This is a genomic window from Polaromonas sp. YR568 (assembly GCF_943372955.1).
Lineage (GTDB): Bacteria > Pseudomonadota > Gammaproteobacteria > Burkholderiales > Burkholderiaceae_C > Polaromonas.
In genome coordinates this window covers 986,423-1,007,187 of sequence record NZ_CALSAL010000001.1, presented here as the reverse complement: position 1 = coordinate 1,007,187, position 20,765 = coordinate 986,423, and the positions used below count along the sequence as shown (strand labels likewise).

Below are 20,765 nucleotides of genomic sequence, written 5' to 3'. Positions count from 1 at the left end.
TTCAGCATCTGTCGCTGGATGCTCAACTGGTTTTGTCAACGACTGATGCCTCTCGTTTCGCGCTTCGTTGCAGGTAGGGTGAGAAATCTCTCCACCTCAGGTGCTTCGATATTGTGAGGATGCTGCATTTGTCCAACGCTAGCGAATGAAACACTTGGCCCATTACAGATTGACCTTTTCGGTACCAAGGCTATGGTGCAAATTCTGAATGTGCTTGCGCACCTGATCCATCAAGCGAGCGGATTTCAGCGGGGGTATGCAGAGTTGTATGAATAAATTTTTTATTTTTCACTTATCCAAAATATCGGCAACTAAGTGAGTTAGTCAGATCCTTGTCGAGGAACTTCATGTTCATAAGATAGAGTAACGGCCAATTTATTGAGCAGGTTTTGCTCCTTACATTAAGTTAAAGTTAGTTCGCACCGAAAGCGAGTTGTTATGCGAGTCCCTATTCTGGTTGTTTTCGTAACTATCACCGCTGCTCTGGCAGGGTGTGGGTTTGCACCGGCCGGCTCCAGCATGGCTGCATTGCCTGGCTTCTGGCTTGGGGTTTGGCATGGTTTACTAGCTCCATGGACGTTGATACTTCGTCTGTTTATGGACGTTGGGATGTACGCGTTTCCGAACATAGGTTGGCTTTACGACTTCGGGTTCTTGCTGGGGGTATCGGGGTCTTTGCCAATTGGTTGGATAGCAGCCATAGGTGCAGTATTGGTGCATATCCTATGAGTTGGCGTGCTACTAACAGCTTTTTCGGCATGGATGCACAGCTGCTTTTGTACGCCTTACACACTTGTTTTATGTATGTCGGTCAAGTCGGACGTTAGGCTCTGATGATCATCGAAATTGCACTAGGTGTAGCTCTTGGGCTATTCATTTTTGCAAACTGGCGAGGCCTTCTGGGACTGAGCACTCTCGTGTTCTTTTTCGTTCTATTACTTGTTCTCGCAGGTGTTGCATGTTGGACTATGTATTCGGGCTTTCAAGCGGTCAGAGCACTGCCTCCGCTTCTGCAGCCTGGCTCCTTGGCATCAAATGCTTTCAGCCAAGTCTTTAGCTTGTTGCTCAACCTACTTTTGGTCTTTGCTATCAGTACAGTCCTCGAACAACGCCTGCGCTTGGCACGCCGAGAGGCCCTTGCTCTGGGTTTTGTGTTCTACATACTCTTTCTAGTTTCAGTCTTCGCTGTACCCATCGCTATAGAAGCATATTTAGCAACTAGGGCTCGTACAGGGCTGCTTTTACTTGTGGTTTTGCTTGCCGCATGGGTTTTGGCTGTATTGCAGTGTTTAAAGCGGACAAGGATGGCAAGACAGTAAGTTGCGGTCTAACCCGCCCTCGCAACGTACCGGCAGCGGTCGCTGAAGTACAACGTTAGATATCTATGATCAGCGGACACGGGGTGGAAACGCCCGCCAACAAGCTCGCGACCGCTCAAGCGACCCTCGAGCTTGCAATTCGCTTAAACGCGGAGGTCGCGTCTGGGCGAATTGATACATCGATCTATCAACGTCAAGTCCAAGTCATTACGGGTGGTAAGGGGCTAATACTCCATCCATACCCAACGGGTACCTCCGAAGACCTAACGCTCGGAATTTTCAATCTCGTTCTAATCGCTCTAGGTGCATCCGCACTAACGGCAGATGAGACGCTTGACCAAGTATTTGGCAAGCTCGCTTTGGAAACAGATGCAAATCGTTTGGGTATTCGCGTCATGGTGAATCAGTTACGCAACGCGTTTGCCCACAATCCGTGGCGTCCTAAGTGGCTGGTCTTCGCTAAGTACAGAAACGCATACCCGATCGCCCTCGACGATGGAGCAACGTTCACGTTCGACGCCACGCTACTCGATGGCGACGGCGTCAAGCCTGAGCAAGTCGGTGGCTTGGAGTTTTGGGTGAAACTACTTCAACACTGTGAAAGGCTCGTAGCGTAACGAAGTCTAACCGCGCGCTGAATATGATCGGTCAATAGCGGCGCTACACGCCACTGTCGAGTGTGGGCGCCAGCAGGCCGTCTCATGACGTTCATCTCGGACGTTAGGCATCGCAACCAGAACTAAGGCTAAATCAGCATGGAACTTATCAATTGGATTCTCTTCGGCGTGTTCATGGTTATTGCGGCTTGGAAGGTATTTCAGCACTTCCAGCGCGGTGTGGACAAGACAGGTCGCAAAGACCGGTAGGCTGCTGACGAGGGCCTGCTGCGGGAGCCGTGTCGTGTGGCGCTTGCCTGATGCTGAGGCGGCTTAAATCGCGCCTTCAAACATCAGCACATCCACCTCGTCGCCCATCGCCACATTGCCTTGCGCATGGTGCAACACGATGAGACCGTTGGCCTCGGCCATAGAGCGCAGCACACCCGAGCCCTGATTGCCGGTGGTCTTGACGTGCAGGCTGCCGTCTGCCGCCGTCCAGACGCGGCCGCGCTGGTACTCCGTGCGGCCCGGTTTTTTGCGGATGGCTTCGGCGCTGCGGGCCTTGAGCAGCGGCGCCTTCTCGCTGGCCATGCCCATCATCTGTTGAAGAGCAGGACGCACGAAAGCCAGAAAGGTGACCATCACGGCCACCGGATTGCCCGGTAAGCCAAAGAGAATGGCCCCCACGCTCCCCACTTCGTGTGGTTCGCTGCCCCCCGAGGGGGCTGTTTTGCCTTGGGGCGGCCCGGCGGCAAAACTGGCCCCGCGAGATCTCGGGATGCGGCCCACAGCCATCGGGCGGCCCGGGCGCATGGCGATGCGCCAGAACGCGACGTCGCCCAGCTTTTTCATCATGGCCTTGGTGAAGTCGGCTTCGCCCACACTCACACCGCCCGAGGTGATGATGGCGTCGGCTTTTGTCGCTGCGTTGGTGAACGCGGCTTCGAGCAGGGCCGGGTCGTCGCGCACCACGCCCATGTCGATCACTTCGCAGCCCAGACTTTTGAGCATGCCGAACACGGTGTAGCGGTTGCTGTCGTACACGGCGCCCTCGCGCGGTGCTTCGCCCAGCGAAAGAATTTCGTCGCCGGTGGAGAAGTAGGCCACCCGCAGCGGGCGCCAGGTTTTCAGGGTCTTGAGGCCCAGCGAGGCGGCCAGCCCGAGGCGGGCTGGTGTCAGCCGCTCGCCTTGCCGCAGGGCTGGTTTGCCTTGGGCCAGGTCTTCACCCCGCAAGCGGCGGTTGTCACCGGCAGTGAGCAGCCCGGCGGGGATGCTGATGCGCGTGCCGCCATCGCCGGTCGCCTGAGTGAACTCTTGCGGCACCACGGTATCCAGCCCGGCGGGCATGATGGCGCCCGTCATGATCTTCAGGCACTGGCCGGGGCCCACGCTGCCTTGCCAGGCCTTGCCAGCCAGTGCGGTGCCAACCACGTCCAGTTCAAGCGGCTTTTCTGCGTGAAGCTGTGCGCCGTCAAACGCGTAGCCGTCCATCGCCGAGTTGTCGTGCGGCGGTACATCGAAGGGGGACACGACGTCTTCGGCCAGTACCCGGCCCAGTGCCTCGAACAGCGATAGTTCCACCACCTCGGTAACCGGAGTCACCAGGCGCGACAGAAAGGCCAGCACGGCGTCAGCCGACAGCGCCTTGGGGTCATAGCCCTGCAGGCTGGCGGCAATCTCGTCGAGTGTCTGAACCTGCACGGCCATCAGTCCCTCCGCGCTTCGAGCTGGTGCAACTCGGCCAGCGTGTTGGCGTTGAAGAAGGCATCGGGCGCGTCACCCGGCTCGTCGAAGGGCACGACCACGGTTTTGTGCTGAGCCGTCCAGGCGTCGATCTTGCGGCCGCCGGCGTGGGTGAACTTGACCAGGCTTTCGAGCATGGTGGTGGCCATCAGGCAGAACACCGGTTGCGGGCGTACGGACACGGTACCGTCGTCGTTTTGCTCCGGGGCGGCGGCCACGGCAAAGTCGGCGTCTTCTCGCGCCATCGCATCAGCCAGCCGTGCCACCAGATCGTCGGGGAAGAGTGGTGTGTCGCAGGGCACAGTCAGCAGATAAGGCGTTTCGCAGCGCTCCAGCCCGGTGAGGAAACCGGCCAGTGGCCCGGCGTAGTCGCCCAGGCCCGTGCTGTCTGGCCAGACCGGCACGCCGAACGATTCGTAAGCTGCAAGGTTGCGGTTGGCATTGATCATGATGTCGCCCACTTGCGGCGACAGGCGCATCAGCGTGTGCAGCGCCAGTGGCACGCCGTTGAAGTTCTGCAGACCCTTGTCGGCACCGCCCATGCGGGCACCGCGGCCGCCGGCCAGAATCACGCCAGTGATGGCCTCGGTGTGCAGCGGTGGGTGGATGTGTGTGTCGGTCAAGCCGTTCTCCGGAAAATGAAAGGGCAGTGCGGGGTGGATTGACCACTCGCCCAGCGTGAGGCGCTAGCCCCCGATGTAACTCATCTCCACGCGCTTGCGTGAGCTGTCGGGTGGGGTGGCGTCAGGCGGCAGCGCAGCGCGCAGTTCGGAATAGCGGTCGTCGCGCGCCTGCCAGATGTGGCCAATCGCAGCCGAAATCTGGTCGTCGGCGTAGTTGCCGCGCAGCAGGGCGCGCAGGTCCTGCCCCTGGCTGGCAAACAGGCACAGGAACAGTTTGCCTTCGGTGGACAGCCGGGCGCGGTTGCAGTCGCTGCAGAAGGCCTGCGTCACGCTGCTGATCACGCCGACTTCACCGCCGCCGTCGAGGTACTTCCAGCGCTCGGCGGTTTCGCCGGTGTAGTTGGCATCGATAGGCGCCACCGGAAACTCGGCGTGGATGCGTTCAATCACCTCGGCGGAAGGTAGCACCTCGTCCATGCGCCAGCGGTTGGTGGCGCCCACGTCCATGTACTCGATGAAGCGCAGTACCGCGCCGCTGTGGCGGAAATGGCGCGCCATGGGCAGGATCTCGCCTTCGTTGGTGCCACGCTTGACCACCATGTTGACCTTGATCGGTGCCAGGCCTACCTTCTGTGCCACTTCGATGCCGTTCAGTACATCAGCCACAGGAAAGTCCACATCGTTCATGCGGCGGAAGATGGTGTCGTCGAGTGCGTCCAGGCTCACGGTGACGCGCTGCAGGCCAGCGTCTTTCAGGGACTGGGCTTTCTTGGCGAGCAGCGAGGCGTTGGTGGTCAGCGTGATGTCGAGCGGCTTGCCTTCGGGCGTTTGCAGCTTCGCCAGCATTTCAATCAGTACCTCGAGGTGCTTGCGCAGCAGCGGCTCGCCGCCGGTCAGACGAATCTTCTGCACGCCGTGCGCCACGAAGATGCGGGCCAGGCGCGTGATTTCTTCAAAGCTCAGCAGAGAGGTCTGCGGCAGGAAGGCGTAGTCCTTGTCGAACACCTCGCGCGGCATGCAGTAGCTGCAGCGGAAGTTGCAGCGGTCGGTGACGCTGATGCGCAGGTCGCGCAGCGGCCGGCCCAGCGTGTCGCCCAGCAGCCCGGTGGGCGCCGTGATCCGCGCAGGAATATGCGGTACGCGGCTGGCGTAGCGGATGTCGGCAACAGGGATGATTTTGTCGGTCATGGCAGGGCTGAAAGACGAATTTTGCCCCATTCAGCAGCGACTGCCACCAAAGCACTGTTTTGTGTGCAAGGATGTGATTGCCAGGCAGTGCGAGATTTGCCCGGGTTGGCCCGCAGCCAGGCCAAGGCCATCGCACAGGGCTTGGCTCAGTGTTTCAGTTGATCCAGCGGGTGTGGCCCAGAACGTCCTTGAAGAACGCGCGGAGCGGTTCCACGCCCATCTTGTAGGGATCAAATTGCCCGTTGTGGGTGAATTTTTCGAACAGTTGGTGGCTGTCCTTGTCATCCATCAGCATGCCCATGGACCACTTGCCGAATCGCCGCTTGGGAATCTCAGTCAAATCAAGGATGGTCGCATCGCGGTGACGTTCGTCCAGAATGATTCGCTCATACAGTGCGGTGACCACATCGGCTTCTCCCTCCAGCTGCTGCAGGAAGGTGTTGCTGTGAATGCACAGGGCTCCCGTCACGTCCAGCGCGAGATTGTTGACGCGTGAGGCTTTCAGGATGTCTGCCAAGTCCATGATGTTCATGGGCCGTGTCGCCCGGCTGGCATAGGTCAATTGCTTGAGCATGAATCCTCCCTGGGTTCAACCTGCAATGAAACAGGCTTTCATGCTACTCGCCTGCGAACCAGAATAGAAGGGGGAGATGGCGGTCAGATACCGCGACGTGCTGAGGTTTGATTCAGATCAACTCAACCAGCGCGCGTTTTGCACCACTTCGTCGAAGAAGGCGCGCAGGGTGCCCGGGCTCATGCTGTAGGGGTCAAAGTCAGCGCTGCTGGCGTACTTGAGGAACAGCTGGCGGTTGTCGGCCACCGACGACAGCATGCCCATCGACCACGTGCTGAAGCGTCGCGAGGTGATCTCGCTGAAGTCGAGAATCTCCGGGTCCTTGTGCCGCGAATCCTTCAGGATGCGGTGGTAGACCCGGTTCACCACATGGCGGTCGCCTTCCAGCTGCTGCAGGAAGATGCCGTTGGACAGGCACAGCGCGCCCGTGACGCCATCGATCGCATTGTTACGCTGCGAGCTGTGCAGGATGTCCTTGATGTCGGCGGCGCCCAGTGCGTCGGTCGAGCGGCTGGCGTAGGTGAGTTGAATCAGCATAAAACCCTTGAAAAATTCACACGCAGCGGGCGCCGTCCACTTCAAGGCAGATGCCGCTGATGAAGTCAGCCTCGTCGCTGGCCAGATAAAGCGCTGCATTGGCTACGTCGAGCGCGGTGGAGAAACGGCCCAGCGGGATGCTGGCCCTGAAGCGCGACTTGCGCTCTTCGTCCAGCGGCCCACCCGCGAATTCTGCCGACAAGCCCGTATCCGGGTTGAATACCGGGTTAATGCAGTTCACGCGGATGTTGTCTGGCCCCAACTCGGCGGCGAGTGACTTCGAGGTGGTGATGACCGCCCCCTTGGAGCCGTTGTACCAGGTCAGACCCGGGCGAGGGCGCACGCCGGCGGTCGAAGCAATGTTGATGAAGCTGCCACCGCCGTTGGCGCGGAACACCGGCGTGGCGTGGATGGTGGCCAGATAAATGCTTTTGACGTTGATGGCGTAGCACTTGTCGAAGTCGTCTTCACTCACTTCGAGCGCAGGCTGGTTGCGGTGGGTCCAGCCCGCGTTGTTGACCATCACATCGAGCTTGCCGTAGCGCGACACGGCAGCATCCACCAGCGCCTTGACCTCGGCCGATTGGGTGACGTCAGCGGCAAAGAAGGATGCCACGCCGCCTTCCTTGACGATGGCCGCCACCACCTTCTCGCCCAGCGCCACGTTGATGTCGTTGACGATCACCTGTGCTCCCTCGGCTGCCAGCCGCCGGGCAATGCCCTCGCCAATGCCGCCGCCTGCGCCGGTCACGATGATGGATTTGTTCTTGACGCGCATGGGTGAGTCTCCGGTGTTCATTGAGGACGGTGTCCGTTTGGGTTCGTTTGGGAATTGGTACGTAAGCTTATTACATCCCGCGCAGGTGTCTGCTGCGGAACGCTGCGGCGGGGCGTATGGCGAGGCGCGTACCGAGGCGAGATCTAGCCGTGCCGCACCGCGACCGTCTTGAGGGTGGTGAAGCCGTACAGCGCCTCAAACCCCTTCTCGCGGCCGTAGCCGGACGACTTCACGCCGCCAAAGGGCAGCTCCACGCCGCCACCGGCGCCGTAGTTGTTGATGAAGACTTGGCCGCTTTTCACGCGCTTTGCCATACGGAACTGGCGGGCGCCGTCGCGTGTCCAGATGCCGGCGACCAGCCCGAACTGGGTGGCGTTGGCCAGCTCGGTGGCGTGGTCTTCGTCGGTGAAGCTCATGGCGCACAGCACCGGGCCAAACACTTCGTCCTGCGCGAGGCGATGCATCACCGGCACATCGCGCAGCAGGGTGGGCGCCTGGTAGAAGCCGGTGTCAGGTGCTTCGTCCACGATCTGGCCCTGCGCCACCATCGGGATGCCGGCCACCTGCGCATCGCTGAGGAAATCCCACACGCGCTGTTGCTGGCTCTGGCGGATCAGCGGGCCAACGTCGAGGTCCATCGTCGCCGGGCCAACGCGCAGTTTCTCAAAGGCCTTGCCCAGCCGCTCCAGCAACGGTTCGTAGATCGACTGCTCGACCAGCAGCCGGGAGCCGGCAGAGCAGGTCTGCCCGGCGTTCTGCACGATGGCGTTGATGACCGCAGGAACAACCGCGTCGAGGTCGGCATCGGCAAACACGATCTGCGGGCTCTTGCCGCCCAGTTCCAGCGTCACCGGGCAATGCCGCTCGGCAGCGACCTGCTGGATCAGCGTGCCCACCGTGGGGCTGCCGGTAAAGCTGATGTGGTCAATGCCGGCGTGGCGTGCCAGCGCATCGCCGACTTCATGGCCGTAGCCGGTAACGATGTTGATGGCACCTGCCGGAAAGCCGACCTCGGCCGCCAGCTGCGCCACGCGGATCAGCGACAGGCAGGCGTCTTCAGCCGGTTTGACCACGCACACATTGCCCGCAGCCAGCGCGCCGCCCACGCTGCGGCCGAAGATCTGCATCGGGTAATTCCACGGGATCACATGGCCAGTCACGCCGTGCGGTTCGCGCCAGGTCATCACGCTGTAGCCGTCGAGGTAGGGAATGGTGTCGCCGTGCAGCTTGTCGCAGGCACCGGCGTAGAACTCGAAATAACGGACCAACGCCGCCGCGTCGGCGCGCGCCTGCTTGGTCGGCTTGCCGCAGTCGCGCTGCTCGATTATGGCCAGCTCTTCGGCGTGCTCGGCGACTTTGGCCGACAGGCGCATCAGCAGGCGGCCGCGCTCAGCGGCAGTGAGCCGGCCCCAGACCAGGTTCAGGCAGCCGCGCGCGCTTTGCACTGCGTTGTCGATGTCTTCGGCGCTGCTGCGCTGGATGTGGTCAAAAACCTGGCCGTCTGATGGATCAATGACGGGAATGTTTTTTCCGGAAACAGAAGGAGCGGATGTGTTGGCGATGTAATTGAGCTGCATGCCCCTGATTGTGCCGATTCCCTTGGGCAAGAGGCTTGGCGTTTTTCTGGAGTGCAAGGCTTTTGGGGGCCGCCGCACCTCTGCTTATCTGGCGTCCAGCGTCTGAAGTCTCGATTGCAGGTGACGGCGGATGGCTGGCAGCGTGGTCAGACCCACGGCGCGTTCGTAGCTGTCGCGGGCCGGTGCCTGCTGGCCTGTGCGTGCGAGCAGGTGGGCGCGCGCGACCCAGTAGGGCTGGTAGCTGCCGAGTGCTTGAGCGGCCGACTTGTCGGCTGCGATGGCGTCGAGCAGGGCCAGCCCGTCGGCCGGTGCGCCCGCCTCGCCCACCGCCACGGCGTGTCCCACCTGCGCGCCCAGCGTGGGCGCCAGCCGCACCAGGTGCGCGTAGAGCTGCGCGATGCCGGTCCAGGGCACAGTGCCGGTGAAGACGCGGTGGCAGTGTGCGGCCTGTATGGCGGCTTCCAGCTGGAAGGGGCCAGGTGTGCGGCGGGACGAGGCGTGCCAGAGCAGCTGGTCGGCACGGCGGATCAGGTCGACGTCCCAGAGATGGGTGTCCTGCTCGTGCAGCGGCACAAAGGCGCCATCGGGCGCAAACCGGGCACGTCGGCGTGATTCACACAGGAGCAACAGGGCACGAAGGCCCGCGGCTTCAGCGCTGTCCGGCAGCAGCGCGTGCGTCAGCTCCGAGAGGTACAGCGCTTCGTTGGTCAGGTCGGTGCGCTCAGCAGCCGCCATGTCGGAGCCATCCCATCCCAAACCGTAAGCGGCGTAGATGGCTTCGAGCACCGCATGGATGCGCTCGGGAAGGTCGCTGGTTTCGGGTTCCTCAAAGGCGATGCCAGCGGCAGCGATCTTGGCCTTGGCCCGCACCAGCCGCTGCGCCATCGCCGACGGGCTCACCAGAAATGCCGCGGCAATCTGTTTGGCCTCCAGACCCAGCACGGTTTGCAGCATCAAGGCGGTGCGCACCGAGGCATCCACCGCAGGATGTGCGCAGACAAACAGCAGCTTCAGACGCTGGTCGGGAACCTGCTCTGCCTCGGGCGCTTCTTCGTCGACGGCCAGCAGCAGCGTGACAGCCGGGTCGTTGACCACCCGATCATGGCGATTCATCTGCAGCAGGTTGCGCTTGGCGGCGGTCATCAGCCAGGCATCGGGCGACGCGGGCACGCCGGTGCGCGGCCAGGTTTGCAGGGCAGAGGCCAGTGCCTCGGCCAGCGCGTCCTCGGCCGCAGCCAGGTCGCGCCAGCGCCATGCCAGCCAGGCCAGCAGGCGCCCGTAGGAGTCGCGGGCGACCATGGCCGCCGCGTCGGCTGCGGCGGCAGGATCAGGCGGTGCCGCAGGTGCTGCCATGGCCACGGCGTGCACGCAGTCCGGTCAGGCTGCCGGGGGAGGTGGCAGAACGGGTCGCACTTCGGTGCTGCCTACCGTGGCGCAGGGCGCGCGGGCGGCCCATTCCAGTGCGGCGTCGAGGGCAGGGACTTCAATGATGAAGTAGCCGCCAAGGTGCTCTTTGGTGTCGGCGAAGGGGCCATCCTGCACCAGACGTTTGCCGTCCCGCAGGCGAACCGTGGTGCCCATTTCGGGCGGCTGCAGGCCGTTGCCGCTGACGATCACGCCGGCTTGGCCCATGGCGCCGATGTAGGCGTTCCAGGCGCCCCAGTAGGCGGGCGCTTCGGCCGGGTTGTTGCGCTTGGCGAATTCGGATTCGGTTTCGCGGTAGATGAGCATGTATTGCATGGTGTTCTCCAGAAGTTCAAGGTTCACATCGGTCGGGCCCCATGCCCTTCCTGAACTGTTGATGCGCGGCGGCGCCTTCAATCGACATGTGGGCCTGCCTTTTTGTCTGGACCCAAGCAAAAAGCCCGCCGAGGCGGGCTTTTTGGAGGAACGGCGCCTTATTTGGCGGGCGTTGGCGTGGCCGACGCATCGGCCGCCTGCTTGGGTGCCGGGGCCGGCATCGCGGGTGCGGCGGGCGTGGTCGCCGTCGCAGCCGGTGCACTGACGGCAGCCGGCTCGGCCATCGCGGTTGTCGGCGGTGGCGTGCCGCCGCCGTGGAACTTCACCACCAGCGGCACGATGAGCAGCGCCACGATGTTGATGATCTTGATCAGCGGATTGATGGCGGGGCCGGCGGTGTCCTTGTAGGGGTCACCCACGGTGTCGCCGGTCACGGCAGCCTTGTGTGCCTCGGAGCCCTTGCCACCGTGGTGACCGTCTTCGATGTACTTCTTGGCGTTGTCCCAGGCGCCGCCGCCGGTGCACATCGAGATGGCCACAAACAGGCCGGTGACGATGGTGCCCATCAGCAGGCCGCCGAGGGCCTTGGGTCCCAGAATCAGGCCCACCAGAATCGGCACGATGACTGGCAGCAGCGACGGGATGATCATTTCCTTGATCGCCGAGGTGGTCAGCATGTCAACGGCAGCGCTGTAGTCCGGCTTGCGTTTGCCCGCCATGATCAGGCCGTCAGAGAACTGGCGGCGCACCTCGACCACCACCGAGCCGGCGGCGCGGCCCACGGCTTCCATGGCCATGGCACCGAACAGGTAGGGGATCAGGCCACCGATGAACAGGCCAACGATAACCAGCGGATCGCTCAGGTCAAAGCTGATGGCGTTGCCGTAGCTTTCCAGCTTGTGGGTGTAGTCGGCAAACAGCACCAGTGCAGCGAGACCGGCCGAGCCGATGGCATAGCCTTTGGTCACGGCCTTGGTGGTGTTGCCCACTGCGTCCAGCGGGTCGGTGATGTCGCGCACGCTGCTGGGCAGCTCGGACATTTCGGCAATACCGCCGGCGTTGTCGGTGATGGGGCCGTAGGCGTCAAGCGCCACCACGATACCGGCCATGCTGAGCATGGAGGTCGCAGCAATCGCAATACCGAACAGGCCAGCCAGCTTGTACGACACCAGAATGGCGATACATACAAACACCACAGGCCAGGCGGTGGAGCGCATGGAAACGCCCAAGCCGGCAATGATGTTGGTGCCGTGGCCAGTGGTCGAGGCCTGCGCGATGTGCTGCACCGGCTTGTATTGCGTACCGGTGTAGTACTCGGTCACCCACACAAGTGCGGCGGTGAGCACCAGACCGACGGCGCAGGCGCCAAACAGCTTCATCTGGCTGCCGCTGGCGGCAATCGCGTTGTCGGGGATCAGCCAGATCGTGACGAAGTAAAAGGCGATCAGCGACAGCACGCCGGCAATCGCCAGACCCTTGTAAAGGGCGGGCATGACGTTGCGCATGCCGGGTGAGGCCTTGACGAAGAAGCAGCCGATGATGGAGGCAATGATGGACACGCCACCCAGTGCCAGCGGATAGAGCACGGCGTTGACCGGTGCAGCAGCCACCAGCAGGGCGCCGAGCACCATCGTGGCAATCAGGGTGACCGCGTAGGTCTCGAACAGGTCAGCGGCCATGCCGGCGCAGTCGCCGACGTTGTCGCCGACGTTGTCGGCAATCACGGCCGGGTTGCGCGGGTCGTCTTCGGGGATACCAGCCTCGACCTTGCCCACCAGATCGGCGCCGACGTCAGCGCCTTTGGTGAAGATGCCGCCGCCCAAGCGGGCAAAGATGGAAATCAGTGATGAACCGAAGGCAAAACCGATCAGCGGGTTGAGCAGGTCGGCGAGCTTCACAGCTGGGGTGTAGTTGCCATTGCCGACGAGGAACCAGTAAAAACCGGTCACGCCCAGCAGGCCCAGGCCCACCACCAGCATGCCGGTGATGGCGCCGCCGCGGAAGGCGACGTCCAGTGCGGGGCCGATGCCGCGGGTGGCCGCTTGCGCGGTACGCACATTCGCGCGCACCGAGACATTCATGCCGATAAAGCCGCAGGCACCGGACAGCACGGCGCCCACCACAAAGCCCACAGCGGTCTTGCCGTCCAGGAAGAAGCCGATCAGCACCGCCAGAATGACGCCGACGATGGCGATGGTTTTGTATTGCCTGGCGAGGTATGCCGCAGCGCCGGTCTGGATGGCTGCCGCGATTTCCTGCATGCGGGCGTTGCCTGCATCCTGGGAAAGAATCCAACTGCGGGCCCAGATGCCGTAAGCCACGGCAATGAGTCCACAGACAAGCGCAAGAATCAGCGCCGAGTTGCCTGTCATAGAAAGTTCTCCTACATCGTTTTTCGCTTGGAGAGGGCACCACGCGAGCGGTGCCCCCGCTGCGTTGCTTCCTCGTCGCTTGCGTCACGTAGAGAGACAAGACGATTGGCCAACCTTTGAAATTTAACGCCAAAACATGACGACTTCGGGTCACGTCAGGTCCGAATCAGTAAAATGAGGGTAAATACCGACCGTGCAGCGCAGGCGCACAAGGCGCACAAGCCCGGTGCGTGGCGCACTCGCGTGACGGCATCCGCGGCATCAAGCCACGCCGTCGGTCCCATTTCCTCAACTCTTCCTTACCCACGAAGCGACCATGTCCCTCGATAAAGTTTCTCCCGGCAAGAACGTGCCCGAATCCTTCAACGTGATCATCGAAATTCCCATGAATGCGGACCCGGTGAAGTACGAAGTGGACAAGGAGTCCGGCGCTATTTTTGTGGACCGCTTCATGAGCACGTCCATGCACTACCCGACCAACTACGGTTATGTGCCCAAGACCATCAGCGGCGATGGCGACCCGGTCGATGTGCTGGTCATCACGCCTGTGCCGCTGATTCCAGGCGTGGTCGTCACCTGCCGCGCCATCGGCATTCTGAAGATGCAGGACGAGGCCGGTGAAGACGGCAAGGTGCTTGCCGTACCAGTCGACAAGAAGTGCTCGCTCTACACCCAGTGGCAAAAGCCGGAAGACATGAACCCGCTGCGCCTGAAAACCATTTCGCACTTCTTTGAGCACTACAAGGATCTGGAAGAGGGCAAATGGGTCAAGGTGCTGGGCTGGGAAGGCCCGGACGCTGCCAAGAAGGAAATCACCGACGGCATCGCCAATTACAACCAGGCCCATAAAGACTGAACGGAACTGAACAGCAGGGGTTCAGCCCTCAAGACGGGTCATCCGGACTGACCGCCGAATGACCCCCCAAAAAAGCGCCCATGGGGCGCTTTTTTCATTCGGGCGTTGATTTGTCAGCCGCTCAGCCTCGGTCAGCCTTGCCTAGCCTCGTTCAGGCGCGGTTGGGATCGGGGTAGATCAAGCCGTGCAGCCGGCCTTTGCCAGCACGGACCTTTTCCGCAAAGGGCTGCCAGTTGCCCTCGGCTTGGGCCAGCCGGTCGGCGATGGCCCACCACGCGCTGGGGTTAAAGCCCAGCCCCAGATGGCTGGCCGGCACCTCGACGTTTTCAGTCTTCGGATTGACCGGGCAGGGCTTCTGGATGCTGGCCTGCCAGGCCACCACGCCGTCGGTGCGGGAATAGATGCTGGTGGTCGGCACGGGTGGCGCGCCCGGCAGATCGTAGTTTTCGGTTTCCCGCTCGATGCTGCGGCCACTGGCCAGCTCGTAAATGCGCCAGGCGTTGGTGGCCTTGTGCGAACCGGCAAACGGGGTGCCGAGCGTGATGACGCTGCGCACCATGTGCGGCATTTCCTTGGCGAGTTCGCGTGCGTACACACCGCCCAGGCTCCAGCCGATCAGGCTGACCTTGCCCCCGGTGGTCTCAAAGGTGCGGGCCAGGTTGTCCTTGGCTTCTTCCAGCACGCCAGCGCGGGGGCCGAAGTTGAAGCCCAGTTCCCAGCCCCAGGGCCGGTAGTTCAGCGACTGCAGGTACTGGCGCAAGGGGACGGTGCTGACGTCGTTGGCCGACAGGCCCGGGAACACCATCACGGCATGACCGTCTCCGCGCGGTGCCCGGTTGAGCAGCGGCCACGAGGGGAGCAGGGCGCCGAACTCCCAGAAGGCGCGCAATTCCAGCGCCAGCAGCCAGCGGCTAGGCGGTGCTTCGTGCAGCAGTGCTGCGTCTGACGGTGGATTTTTTCTGCGTGCGGGGCGCCGGGGCGACTGGCTTGCCATGGGTTGCGTCATTGATTGCGTCATCAGGGGTGACGTGTGCTTGTCTCGAACCGACAGTATCGCGTCGAGCGGCGTGTTTGCGCGAGGGAGTCGCCTCTAACTTCGTCGCTTTTTGCCGTGTTTTCGTCGCCCGTGGGACAGCGCCAGCGCGGGTTTTCACGGGTGTAGCGGTCGGCCCGGCCGCCACAGCGGGCAGCAGAAGTCTTTTGGCTTCTTCAAAGGCCGCCTCGATGGCTTTGGCGAGGTCGTTGGCATGGGGCAGGGCCTTCTTGTCGGCAACGATGCCGAAGTCAACCTCACCGGCATAGGTCTGGATGGTGATGTTCAGCGCCAGGCCATGCACGATGATCGACAGCGGATGGAAGGTCAAAACGCGCGCGCCCGCCAGATACAGCGGCACCGATGGCCCGGGCACATTGGAGATGACCAGGTTGGCGACCATGGGCAGACGGCTGGCAATACCGCTCTTGCCATAGGCATTCAGGGCCAGCTTGGCGGCACCGCCGACCAGCCATGGTGCCAGCAGGGAAGGGTAGTCGGTGGGCAGCAACCCTTTGAGGCTCTGCATGGATGTTTTGACCCTGCCGGTGGACGCCATGATGGCGTTCATTCGTTTGAGCGGATGGGCCAGGTGCGTGCCCAGCTCCACCAGCGTCATGCTGACCTGATTGCCCAGTTGGGTGGCGTCGCTGGCGTCGGCCTCCCGTAGCGACACCGGCATGGCGGCGACCAGCGATTTGCGGGGCAGGGCGTGGTGCTGGGTCAGGTAATGGCGCAGCGCTGTCGCGCAAATCCACAGCACCATGTCGTTGAAGGTGCCGCCCACCGCCTTGCCCATGGCCTTGGTGTCCGCCAGGGGGACGGAGGCTGTGACAAACACCCGGCCGGCGGTGATGCCCGCGTTGAACGGCGTCTGCGGTGCCAGCTTCATCGGCATACGGGGTTTTCCGTTGGTCGACACGCTGCCGCCTGATCGGGTCAAGGCGTGACCGACCGCCGTAGCAGCCGCTGGCAGTGATCTGGCGGCCTTCACCAACTGCCCGAGCGAGCTGGAAAACACCGAGCCGATCATCTTGCCGAGCTGAAGGTCGGCCTCTCGCCTGCGCCGCCGGGTGGGGTCGGGCGGCGCCACTTCTCGCGGTATCGGGCCCACGTCGAGCATGGCGTTGGCCAGCATCACGCCACCCTTGCCATCCAGTGCGGCATGGTGAATCTTCGAGAAAAACCCGGCCACCACCTTGCCGCCTTGAGAGGCGGGCAGCTGGATGCGGTCAAACACATGGAACTCCCAGAGCGGGAAGTTCCGGTCCATCACCTGGCTGTGCAGCTTTGCGCAGCGCTTGTGCACCTCGGCCAGCGTCATGGGTGGCGTGGGTGGCAGGGTTCGGGCGGCGCCGGTTGCCTGTGCATCGGCCCGGCGGATGTGGAAGTCGATGTCGACCGCGTCAGCCTCGACCCACAGCGGATGCCCAAGCTCCAGCGGCATCGACACCAACTTGCGGTTGAACACCGGCGCCAGGTGCATGCGTTTGCCGATGTGCGCCTTCACCGCCTTGTGGAAACTGCCGCGGAAGCCTGCCGGCAGTTCACACAGATTGAGCGAGCCCACATGCATGGGCATCTCTGCGGTTTCAAGGTAGAGAAAGGTGGCGTCCAGGCCAGTCAGTGATTTCATCGGTCAGCCCAAGTGAGGGCGCAGTGGTTTTGCATGGCGGGCATTGCTTACCTTAACGGCGTCAGTCGGTGGTGACCACTGGGGTTTCACCATGGCGCGCTGGCGGTCGATGGCGCAGGCATGGCTGCTATGACCTTGCCGTTGCTTTTTGACGAAATGCATGCTGCCGCGACTTGATTTGCATCAAGCCTGCGGTGTGAGACGGGCCTTGCGTGGGGCTAGGCCTGTCACAGTGCAGGCTGCTTCGCCTAAAATTTGTTACAAATGTTAGCCACTGGATGCGCTCAACCGGTCTGTTCAACGTGATGGTTCACGCTGACTATCACCGCTCCCTGAAAGACTCGGCGCGCGTGCTGTTGCTGAGTTTCGCGGCGCTGCTGGCGGTTGCATTTGTGCCCTGGCTGCGTTTCGAGGTTCCGGTGTCCGTGAACGTCACGTTGCACACCACCTTTGAAACCGTGTCGGTGATTGTTTCCGCGCTGGTCTTCTCGGTGGGCTGGCACACGTTTTCAAAGCAGAACACCAGCAATGTGGCGCTGGTGTGCAGCGCGTTTCTGGGTGTCGCCATCCTGGACTTTGCCCATTTGCTGTCTTACGACGGCATGCCGGACTTCATCACACCCAGCGGCAACGGCAAATCGATTTCCATGTTCATGGCCGCCCGGGTGTTGGTGGTGATTGCCATTCTGGCGATTGCCTACCTGCCGTGGTACCAGCGGGTCGAGCGCCGCGTGCAGAACGCACTGCTCATTTTCATCATTGTTTTTGCGGTGGGTTTTTCGGCCTACGCCATGGTCGAACCGGACCTCATTCCGCTGTTTTATGTGCCCGGTCGCGGTTTGACGCCCTTCAAGATCGGCCTCGAATACGCGCTGATTGCGCTCAACCTGATTGCTGCGCTGGGCTTTTACCTGCGCATGCGAAAGCCCCAGCCCTATCCGGTGGTGCAGCTGTTCACCGCCGTGTGCCTGATGGCTTTGTCGGAGCTGTGCTTCACGCTCTACTCCTCGTTTGAGGACCAGTACACCAATCTCGGCCATTTGCTGAAGGTGGTGGCCTATGTGTATGTGTACCGGGCGCTGGTCATTTCGATGCTGGAAGCGCCGTACCGGCAGCTGGAGCTTGCTCGCAGTGCGTTGGCCGAGAACGAGGAGAAGTACCGCCTCCTGTTTGAAAACAGCCTCGACGCCTACATGCTGACCAATGTGAATGGAGAGGTCTATGCAGCCAACCCGGCTGCTTGCGCCTTGTTTGGCATGACGGAGGAACAGCTCATACGCGGTGGGCGGGCTGCCGTGATCGTCGAAGACGATCCCCGTCTGGCTCAACTGCTGGAGTTGAGGCGTCAAACCGGCCGGGCCAGCGGCGAGCTGACGATGAAGCGTGCCGACGGCACCCGGTTTGAGGCCGAAATCTCATCGGCTGTGTTCACCGACGGCAAAGGTCGCAGCACGACCAGTACGTTTGTGCGCGATATCAGCGCGAGGAAAAAGGCGGAGTCGGAAATCCTTGAGCTGAACTCGAACCTGGAGCAGCGGGTGCGCGACCGCACGACGCAGATTGAAGCCGTGAACGAGGACCTGGAGCGTTTTGCCCACGCCATCGCCCACGATCTGCGTTCGCCGCTGGTGGCCATCGAGGGCTTCACCAACCTGCTGGAGCGCAGCACGCGCGACACGCTCGACAGCCGGCAGCAGCACTATCTTGGCCGGATCCGGGCCGGCGCCATGCGCATGTCGTCGATGATCGACGCCTTGCTCGACTATGCCCAGTATTCACGTGCCAACCTGAGGATTGAGTCGCTCGACCTTGCAGAGGTGGCAGAGAAAACGCTGGCCAGCCTGCAACGGCGCGAGCCGTCCAGGGCTTTGCGGATATCGGTGCAGAAGCCTTTGCCTTTCGAGGGGGACAAACGCCTGATGACGCTGGTGATGGAGAACCTGCTCGACATCTGCTGGAAGCAGACCTCTGACCGGAGCGGTGCAGAGATTTCTGTCGGGTCGCAGGTGGACGCCGACGGCGAGACGGTTTTCTTCGTGACCAATAACGGGTTCGGCTTCGATGCCAGCGCGGCCAGCAAGTTGTTTGACGTGTTCCAGATCATCAACGCCAAGAACGAGCTTCAGACCACCGGCATCAGTCTGGCGCAAGTGCGGCTGATTCTGGGTCGCCACGGGTGGTGCATCTGGGTTGAGTCGAGAGCGGGGGGCAGCACCACCTTCCGCATCACCCGTGAACGCCCACCGGCACCCGTGTCGATCTCAGAGTGATACCAGCGTGACGGTGGTTCCCTTGCTGGCGTCGCCATGAGGGGCGATCCGGCCAACGGCCAGTCAGTCAAACAGGTAGGTCACCTGCCCAAGCCAGCGCAGTTCGATGGCGGTGAGGCTACCTTTTCTGCCCGCCAGGACGTTGCGCCCCACCGAGCTGCGAAACGCCGAGCCCGGCGTGTCCTCAAGCCAGCGGTCTGCGGTTTCATCGGGGAAATCCAGGCCGAGTTGTTCGGCGACTTCAATGCCGCTTTCAAAACCGTGCTGCACAGCCAGAAGCCCCGACATGGCCAGGCGGTGCCGACCTGCCGGGCAGTGGATCACACCGATTTCACGGTGGTACACAAAGGGGACGCTCAAATCGGCTTCGTGGAGTGGAACGGGATCGCTGGCACCGTACTCTTTGAGCATGGTCCACTGTCGGGTCGTCAAGGTATTCATGGATACCCGGAGTGTGGCGGGCAATTCAGGGGCTTGCAAGCAAGAATTCCCGGCAATCGAAAGTATTCGCTGGAAACGGTAAAAAATTGCGCGATCTGCAGCAGTCAAGGCCCGACGTTCGCTTGCCTCAGGGATCGCTTGCGTCAGGGCAGTGGCGGCGAACCCTTGAAGGGGTTGCGCCGTTCGAGCTCAGCCATGTAGCTGTCGATACCCGCGCCTTCGCGCGCGAGGAAGCGTTCTACCGCATCGGCAAACGCCGGGTGCGCCAGCCAGTGCGCGCTGGTGGTCCTAACCGGAAGCAGTGCGCGGGCCATCTTGTGTTCGCCCTGTGCGCCGCCCTCGAAGCGGTGGAAGCCGTGCTCAATGCACCACTGCAGCGGCTGGTAGTAGCAGGCCTCGAAGTGCAGGCAGTCCACCCGCGCGAGCGCACCCCAGTAGCGGCCATAGGCCACTTCCGGGGCGGTGGCAGGTGCCACGCCGTCGTGTGGTGCACTGAGCGCGATCAGGCTGGCAGCCACCGGTTGCCCGGTGTACTCGGCCACAAAAAGCAGCCAGTGCGGCGCCATCGTGGCCTGCATGCGGTGAAAAAAGTCGCGGCTGAGGTAGGGCGCGTTGCCGTGTTCGTAATAGGTGCGTTCGTAACAACGGTAGAAGAAATCCCAGTCTTTGCTACTGATGTCGGCGCCGCGTGACCAGCGGAAGGTGATGCCCGCCTCATGCACCTTGCGGCGCTCCTGCCTGATTTTCTTGCGCTTGTCTTGACTGAGCGACATCAGGAAGTCGTCAAAGTCGCGGTAGCCGTTTATTGGGGTTTCGCCGCCGGGCCGCCCCAAGGCGAGATGTGCCCCCTCGGGGGGCAGCGAAGCACACGAAGTGGCGAGCGTGGGGGCTCTATCGTTTGACCAGTGAAACTGCACGGTGTGTCGCAGCATCAGCCCGGCTTTTTGGCAGGCCGCCACGTCCTCATCGTCTGCGAACAACAGGTGCAGTGATGACAGTTTCTCTTCCTCGCACCAGGCGATGATGGCGTTGACCAAAAGCTCCCGCTCGTCATCCGTGCGTGCCAGCAGACGCGCGCCGGGCACCGGGGTGAAGGGCACGGCCACCAGCGCCTTGGGGTAGTAGGCCAGGCCGTGCTGCTGGTAGGCGTGTGCCCAGGCGTGGTCAAACACATATTCGCCGTAGGAGTGGTCCTTGAGGTACAGCGCGCAGGCGCCCGCCAGGACCGGGCCTTGCCAGAGTGTGACAAAGCGAGGCGTCCAGCCGGTCTGTGTGTTGGCGCTGCCGCTTTCGTGCAGGGCGGCCAGGTACTCATGGCGCATGAAGGGGTTGAGCATGCCGCCCGGGCTCTGCGCGGACAGCAGGGTATTCCACTCGCTGGCATTCACCTGCAGCGGCGAATCCAGAACACGAATGACATAATCGTTTTCAGCCACACAAGCTCCCTACCACGCTGCCATGCCAGCAAACTTTGGGTGA

Annotated in this window: 18 protein-coding genes; 4 read left to right on the top strand and 14 right to left on the bottom strand. The window is 62.1% G+C overall.

Features of this window, described 5'->3' with window-relative positions; all coding sequences use genetic code 11:
• Positions 1 to 833: 833 nt before the first annotated feature.
• Entirely contained in the window at positions 834 to 1,319 is a 486-nt protein-coding gene (locus tag AAG793_RS04775) for a hypothetical protein (RefSeq protein WP_341904739.1), read from the top strand.
• 83 nt (positions 1,320 to 1,402) lie between these two features.
• Positions 1,403 to 1,936 (top strand): hypothetical protein, encoded by a 534-nt coding sequence (locus tag AAG793_RS04770; RefSeq protein ID WP_341904736.1) that lies wholly within the window; start codon positions 1,403 to 1,405, stop codon positions 1,934 to 1,936.
• A gap of 312 nt (positions 1,937 to 2,248) precedes the next feature.
• On the opposite strand, the gene AAG793_RS04765 is transcribed toward AAG793_RS04770, so the two are convergent.
• From AAG793_RS04765 to AAG793_RS04720, 10 genes are all read right to left on the bottom strand, one after another.
• The gene (locus AAG793_RS04765; RefSeq protein ID WP_341904734.1) at positions 2,249 to 3,625 is read right to left on the bottom strand and encodes a molybdopterin molybdotransferase MoeA; all 1,377 of its coding nucleotides are present in this window, start codon (positions 3,623 to 3,625) and stop codon (positions 2,249 to 2,251) included.
• Positions 3,625 to 4,284: a molybdenum cofactor guanylyltransferase MobA gene (mobA, locus tag AAG793_RS04760; protein ID WP_341904731.1), complete on the bottom strand. Its 660-nt coding sequence runs from the start codon at positions 4,282 to 4,284 to the stop codon at positions 3,625 to 3,627. The genes AAG793_RS04765 and mobA overlap by 1 nt, the downstream gene beginning before the upstream one ends.
• A 63-nt stretch (positions 4,285 to 4,347) precedes the next feature.
• Positions 4,348 to 5,472 (bottom strand): GTP 3',8-cyclase MoaA, encoded by a 1,125-nt coding sequence (gene moaA / locus AAG793_RS04755; RefSeq protein WP_341904728.1) that lies wholly within the window; start codon positions 5,470 to 5,472, stop codon positions 4,348 to 4,350.
• A gap of 154 nt (positions 5,473 to 5,626) precedes the next feature.
• Positions 5,627 to 6,046, bottom strand: coding sequence for a BLUF domain-containing protein (locus AAG793_RS04750; RefSeq protein ID WP_341904725.1), 420 nt, complete (start codon positions 6,044 to 6,046; stop codon positions 5,627 to 5,629).
• A 117-nt stretch (positions 6,047 to 6,163) separates the two neighbouring features.
• The gene (locus AAG793_RS04745; protein WP_341904719.1) at positions 6,164 to 6,583 is read right to left on the bottom strand and encodes a BLUF domain-containing protein; all 420 of its coding nucleotides are present in this window, start codon (positions 6,581 to 6,583) and stop codon (positions 6,164 to 6,166) included.
• A gap of 16 nt (positions 6,584 to 6,599) precedes the next feature.
• Positions 6,600 to 7,361, bottom strand: coding sequence for an SDR family oxidoreductase (locus tag AAG793_RS04740; protein WP_341904716.1), 762 nt, complete (start codon positions 7,359 to 7,361; stop codon positions 6,600 to 6,602).
• A 143-nt stretch (positions 7,362 to 7,504) separates the two neighbouring features.
• The gene (locus AAG793_RS04735; RefSeq protein ID WP_341904714.1) at positions 7,505 to 8,938 is read right to left on the bottom strand and encodes an aldehyde dehydrogenase family protein; all 1,434 of its coding nucleotides are present in this window, start codon (positions 8,936 to 8,938) and stop codon (positions 7,505 to 7,507) included.
• 84 nt (positions 8,939 to 9,022) lie between these two features.
• A complete protein-coding gene (locus AAG793_RS04730; protein WP_341904711.1) occupies positions 9,023 to 10,291 on the bottom strand; it encodes a DUF6596 domain-containing protein in 1,269 nt (422 codons plus the stop codon).
• A gap of 24 nt (positions 10,292 to 10,315) precedes the next feature.
• Entirely contained in the window at positions 10,316 to 10,678 is a 363-nt protein-coding gene (locus AAG793_RS04725; RefSeq protein ID WP_341904708.1) for a YciI family protein, read from the bottom strand.
• A gap of 158 nt (positions 10,679 to 10,836) precedes the next feature.
• On the bottom strand, positions 10,837 to 13,050 hold the full coding sequence (locus tag AAG793_RS04720; RefSeq protein WP_341904706.1) for a sodium-translocating pyrophosphatase: 2,214 nt from the start codon (positions 13,048 to 13,050) through the stop codon (positions 10,837 to 10,839).
• A gap of 316 nt (positions 13,051 to 13,366) precedes the next feature.
• On the opposite strand from AAG793_RS04720, the gene ppa reads away from it, so the two are divergent.
• Positions 13,367 to 13,906: an inorganic diphosphatase gene (ppa, locus tag AAG793_RS04715; RefSeq protein WP_341904704.1), complete on the top strand. Its 540-nt coding sequence runs from the start codon at positions 13,367 to 13,369 to the stop codon at positions 13,904 to 13,906.
• Between the two features lie 151 nt (positions 13,907 to 14,057).
• Here ppa and AAG793_RS04710 read toward each other — a convergent pair whose 3' ends face one another.
• Entirely contained in the window at positions 14,058 to 14,900 is an 843-nt protein-coding gene (locus AAG793_RS04710) for an alpha/beta hydrolase (protein WP_341904702.1), read from the bottom strand.
• Entirely contained in the window at positions 14,818 to 16,575 is a 1,758-nt protein-coding gene (locus AAG793_RS04705) for a wax ester/triacylglycerol synthase family O-acyltransferase (protein ID WP_341904700.1), read from the bottom strand. Before AAG793_RS04705 ends, AAG793_RS04710 begins: the two co-directional genes overlap by 83 nt.
• Before the next feature lie 278 nt (positions 16,576 to 16,853).
• On the opposite strand from AAG793_RS04705, the gene AAG793_RS04700 reads away from it, so the two are divergent.
• Complete coding sequence (locus tag AAG793_RS04700) at positions 16,854 to 18,845, top strand: MASE3 domain-containing protein (protein ID WP_341904697.1); 1,992 nt, start codon at positions 16,854 to 16,856, stop codon at positions 18,843 to 18,845.
• A 63-nt stretch (positions 18,846 to 18,908) separates the two neighbouring features.
• Here the strand turns inward: AAG793_RS04700 and AAG793_RS04695 are convergent, their stop codons facing one another.
• Entirely contained in the window at positions 18,909 to 19,286 is a 378-nt protein-coding gene (locus AAG793_RS04695) for a hypothetical protein (RefSeq protein WP_341904694.1), read from the bottom strand.
• A gap of 143 nt (positions 19,287 to 19,429) precedes the next feature.
• On the bottom strand, positions 19,430 to 20,722 hold the full coding sequence (locus tag AAG793_RS04690) for a GNAT family N-acetyltransferase (protein WP_341904691.1): 1,293 nt from the start codon (positions 20,720 to 20,722) through the stop codon (positions 19,430 to 19,432).
• Positions 20,723 to 20,765: the final 43 nt, after the last annotated feature.

Bases quoted from the DNA above. Each gene is read 5' to 3' on its own strand.
- moaA (WP_341904728.1), bottom strand. From the start codon at position 5,472: ATGACCGACAAAATCATCCCTGTTGCCGACATCCGCTACGCCAGCCGC.
- AAG793_RS04705 (WP_341904700.1), bottom strand. From the start codon at position 16,575: ATGAAATCACTGACTGGCCTGGACGCCACCTTTCTCTACCTTGAAACC.
- AAG793_RS04775 (WP_341904739.1), top strand. From the start codon at position 834: ATGATCATCGAAATTGCACTAGGTGTAGCTCTTGGGCTATTCATTTTT.
- AAG793_RS04765 (WP_341904734.1), bottom strand. From the start codon at position 3,625: ATGGCCGTGCAGGTTCAGACACTCGACGAGATTGCCGCCAGCCTGCAG.
- AAG793_RS04720 (WP_341904706.1), bottom strand. From the start codon at position 13,050: ATGACAGGCAACTCGGCGCTGATTCTTGCGCTTGTCTGTGGACTCATT.
- AAG793_RS04725 (WP_341904708.1), bottom strand. From the start codon at position 10,678: ATGCAATACATGCTCATCTACCGCGAAACCGAATCCGAATTCGCCAAG.
- AAG793_RS04710 (WP_341904702.1), bottom strand. From the start codon at position 14,900: ATGGCAAGCCAGTCGCCCCGGCGCCCCGCACGCAGAAAAAATCCACCG.
- AAG793_RS04745 (WP_341904719.1), bottom strand. From the start codon at position 6,583: ATGCTGATTCAACTCACCTACGCCAGCCGCTCGACCGACGCACTGGGC.
- AAG793_RS04730 (WP_341904711.1), bottom strand. From the start codon at position 10,291: ATGGCAGCACCTGCGGCACCGCCTGATCCTGCCGCCGCAGCCGACGCG.
- AAG793_RS04695 (WP_341904694.1), bottom strand. From the start codon at position 19,286: ATGAATACCTTGACGACCCGACAGTGGACCATGCTCAAAGAGTACGGT.
- AAG793_RS04750 (WP_341904725.1), bottom strand. From the start codon at position 6,046: ATGCTCAAGCAATTGACCTATGCCAGCCGGGCGACACGGCCCATGAAC.
- AAG793_RS04700 (WP_341904697.1), top strand. From the start codon at position 16,854: ATGCGCTCAACCGGTCTGTTCAACGTGATGGTTCACGCTGACTATCAC.
- AAG793_RS04735 (WP_341904714.1), bottom strand. From the start codon at position 8,938: ATGCAGCTCAATTACATCGCCAACACATCCGCTCCTTCTGTTTCCGGA.
- ppa (WP_341904704.1), top strand. From the start codon at position 13,367: ATGTCCCTCGATAAAGTTTCTCCCGGCAAGAACGTGCCCGAATCCTTC.
- AAG793_RS04740 (WP_341904716.1), bottom strand. From the start codon at position 7,361: ATGCGCGTCAAGAACAAATCCATCATCGTGACCGGCGCAGGCGGCGGC.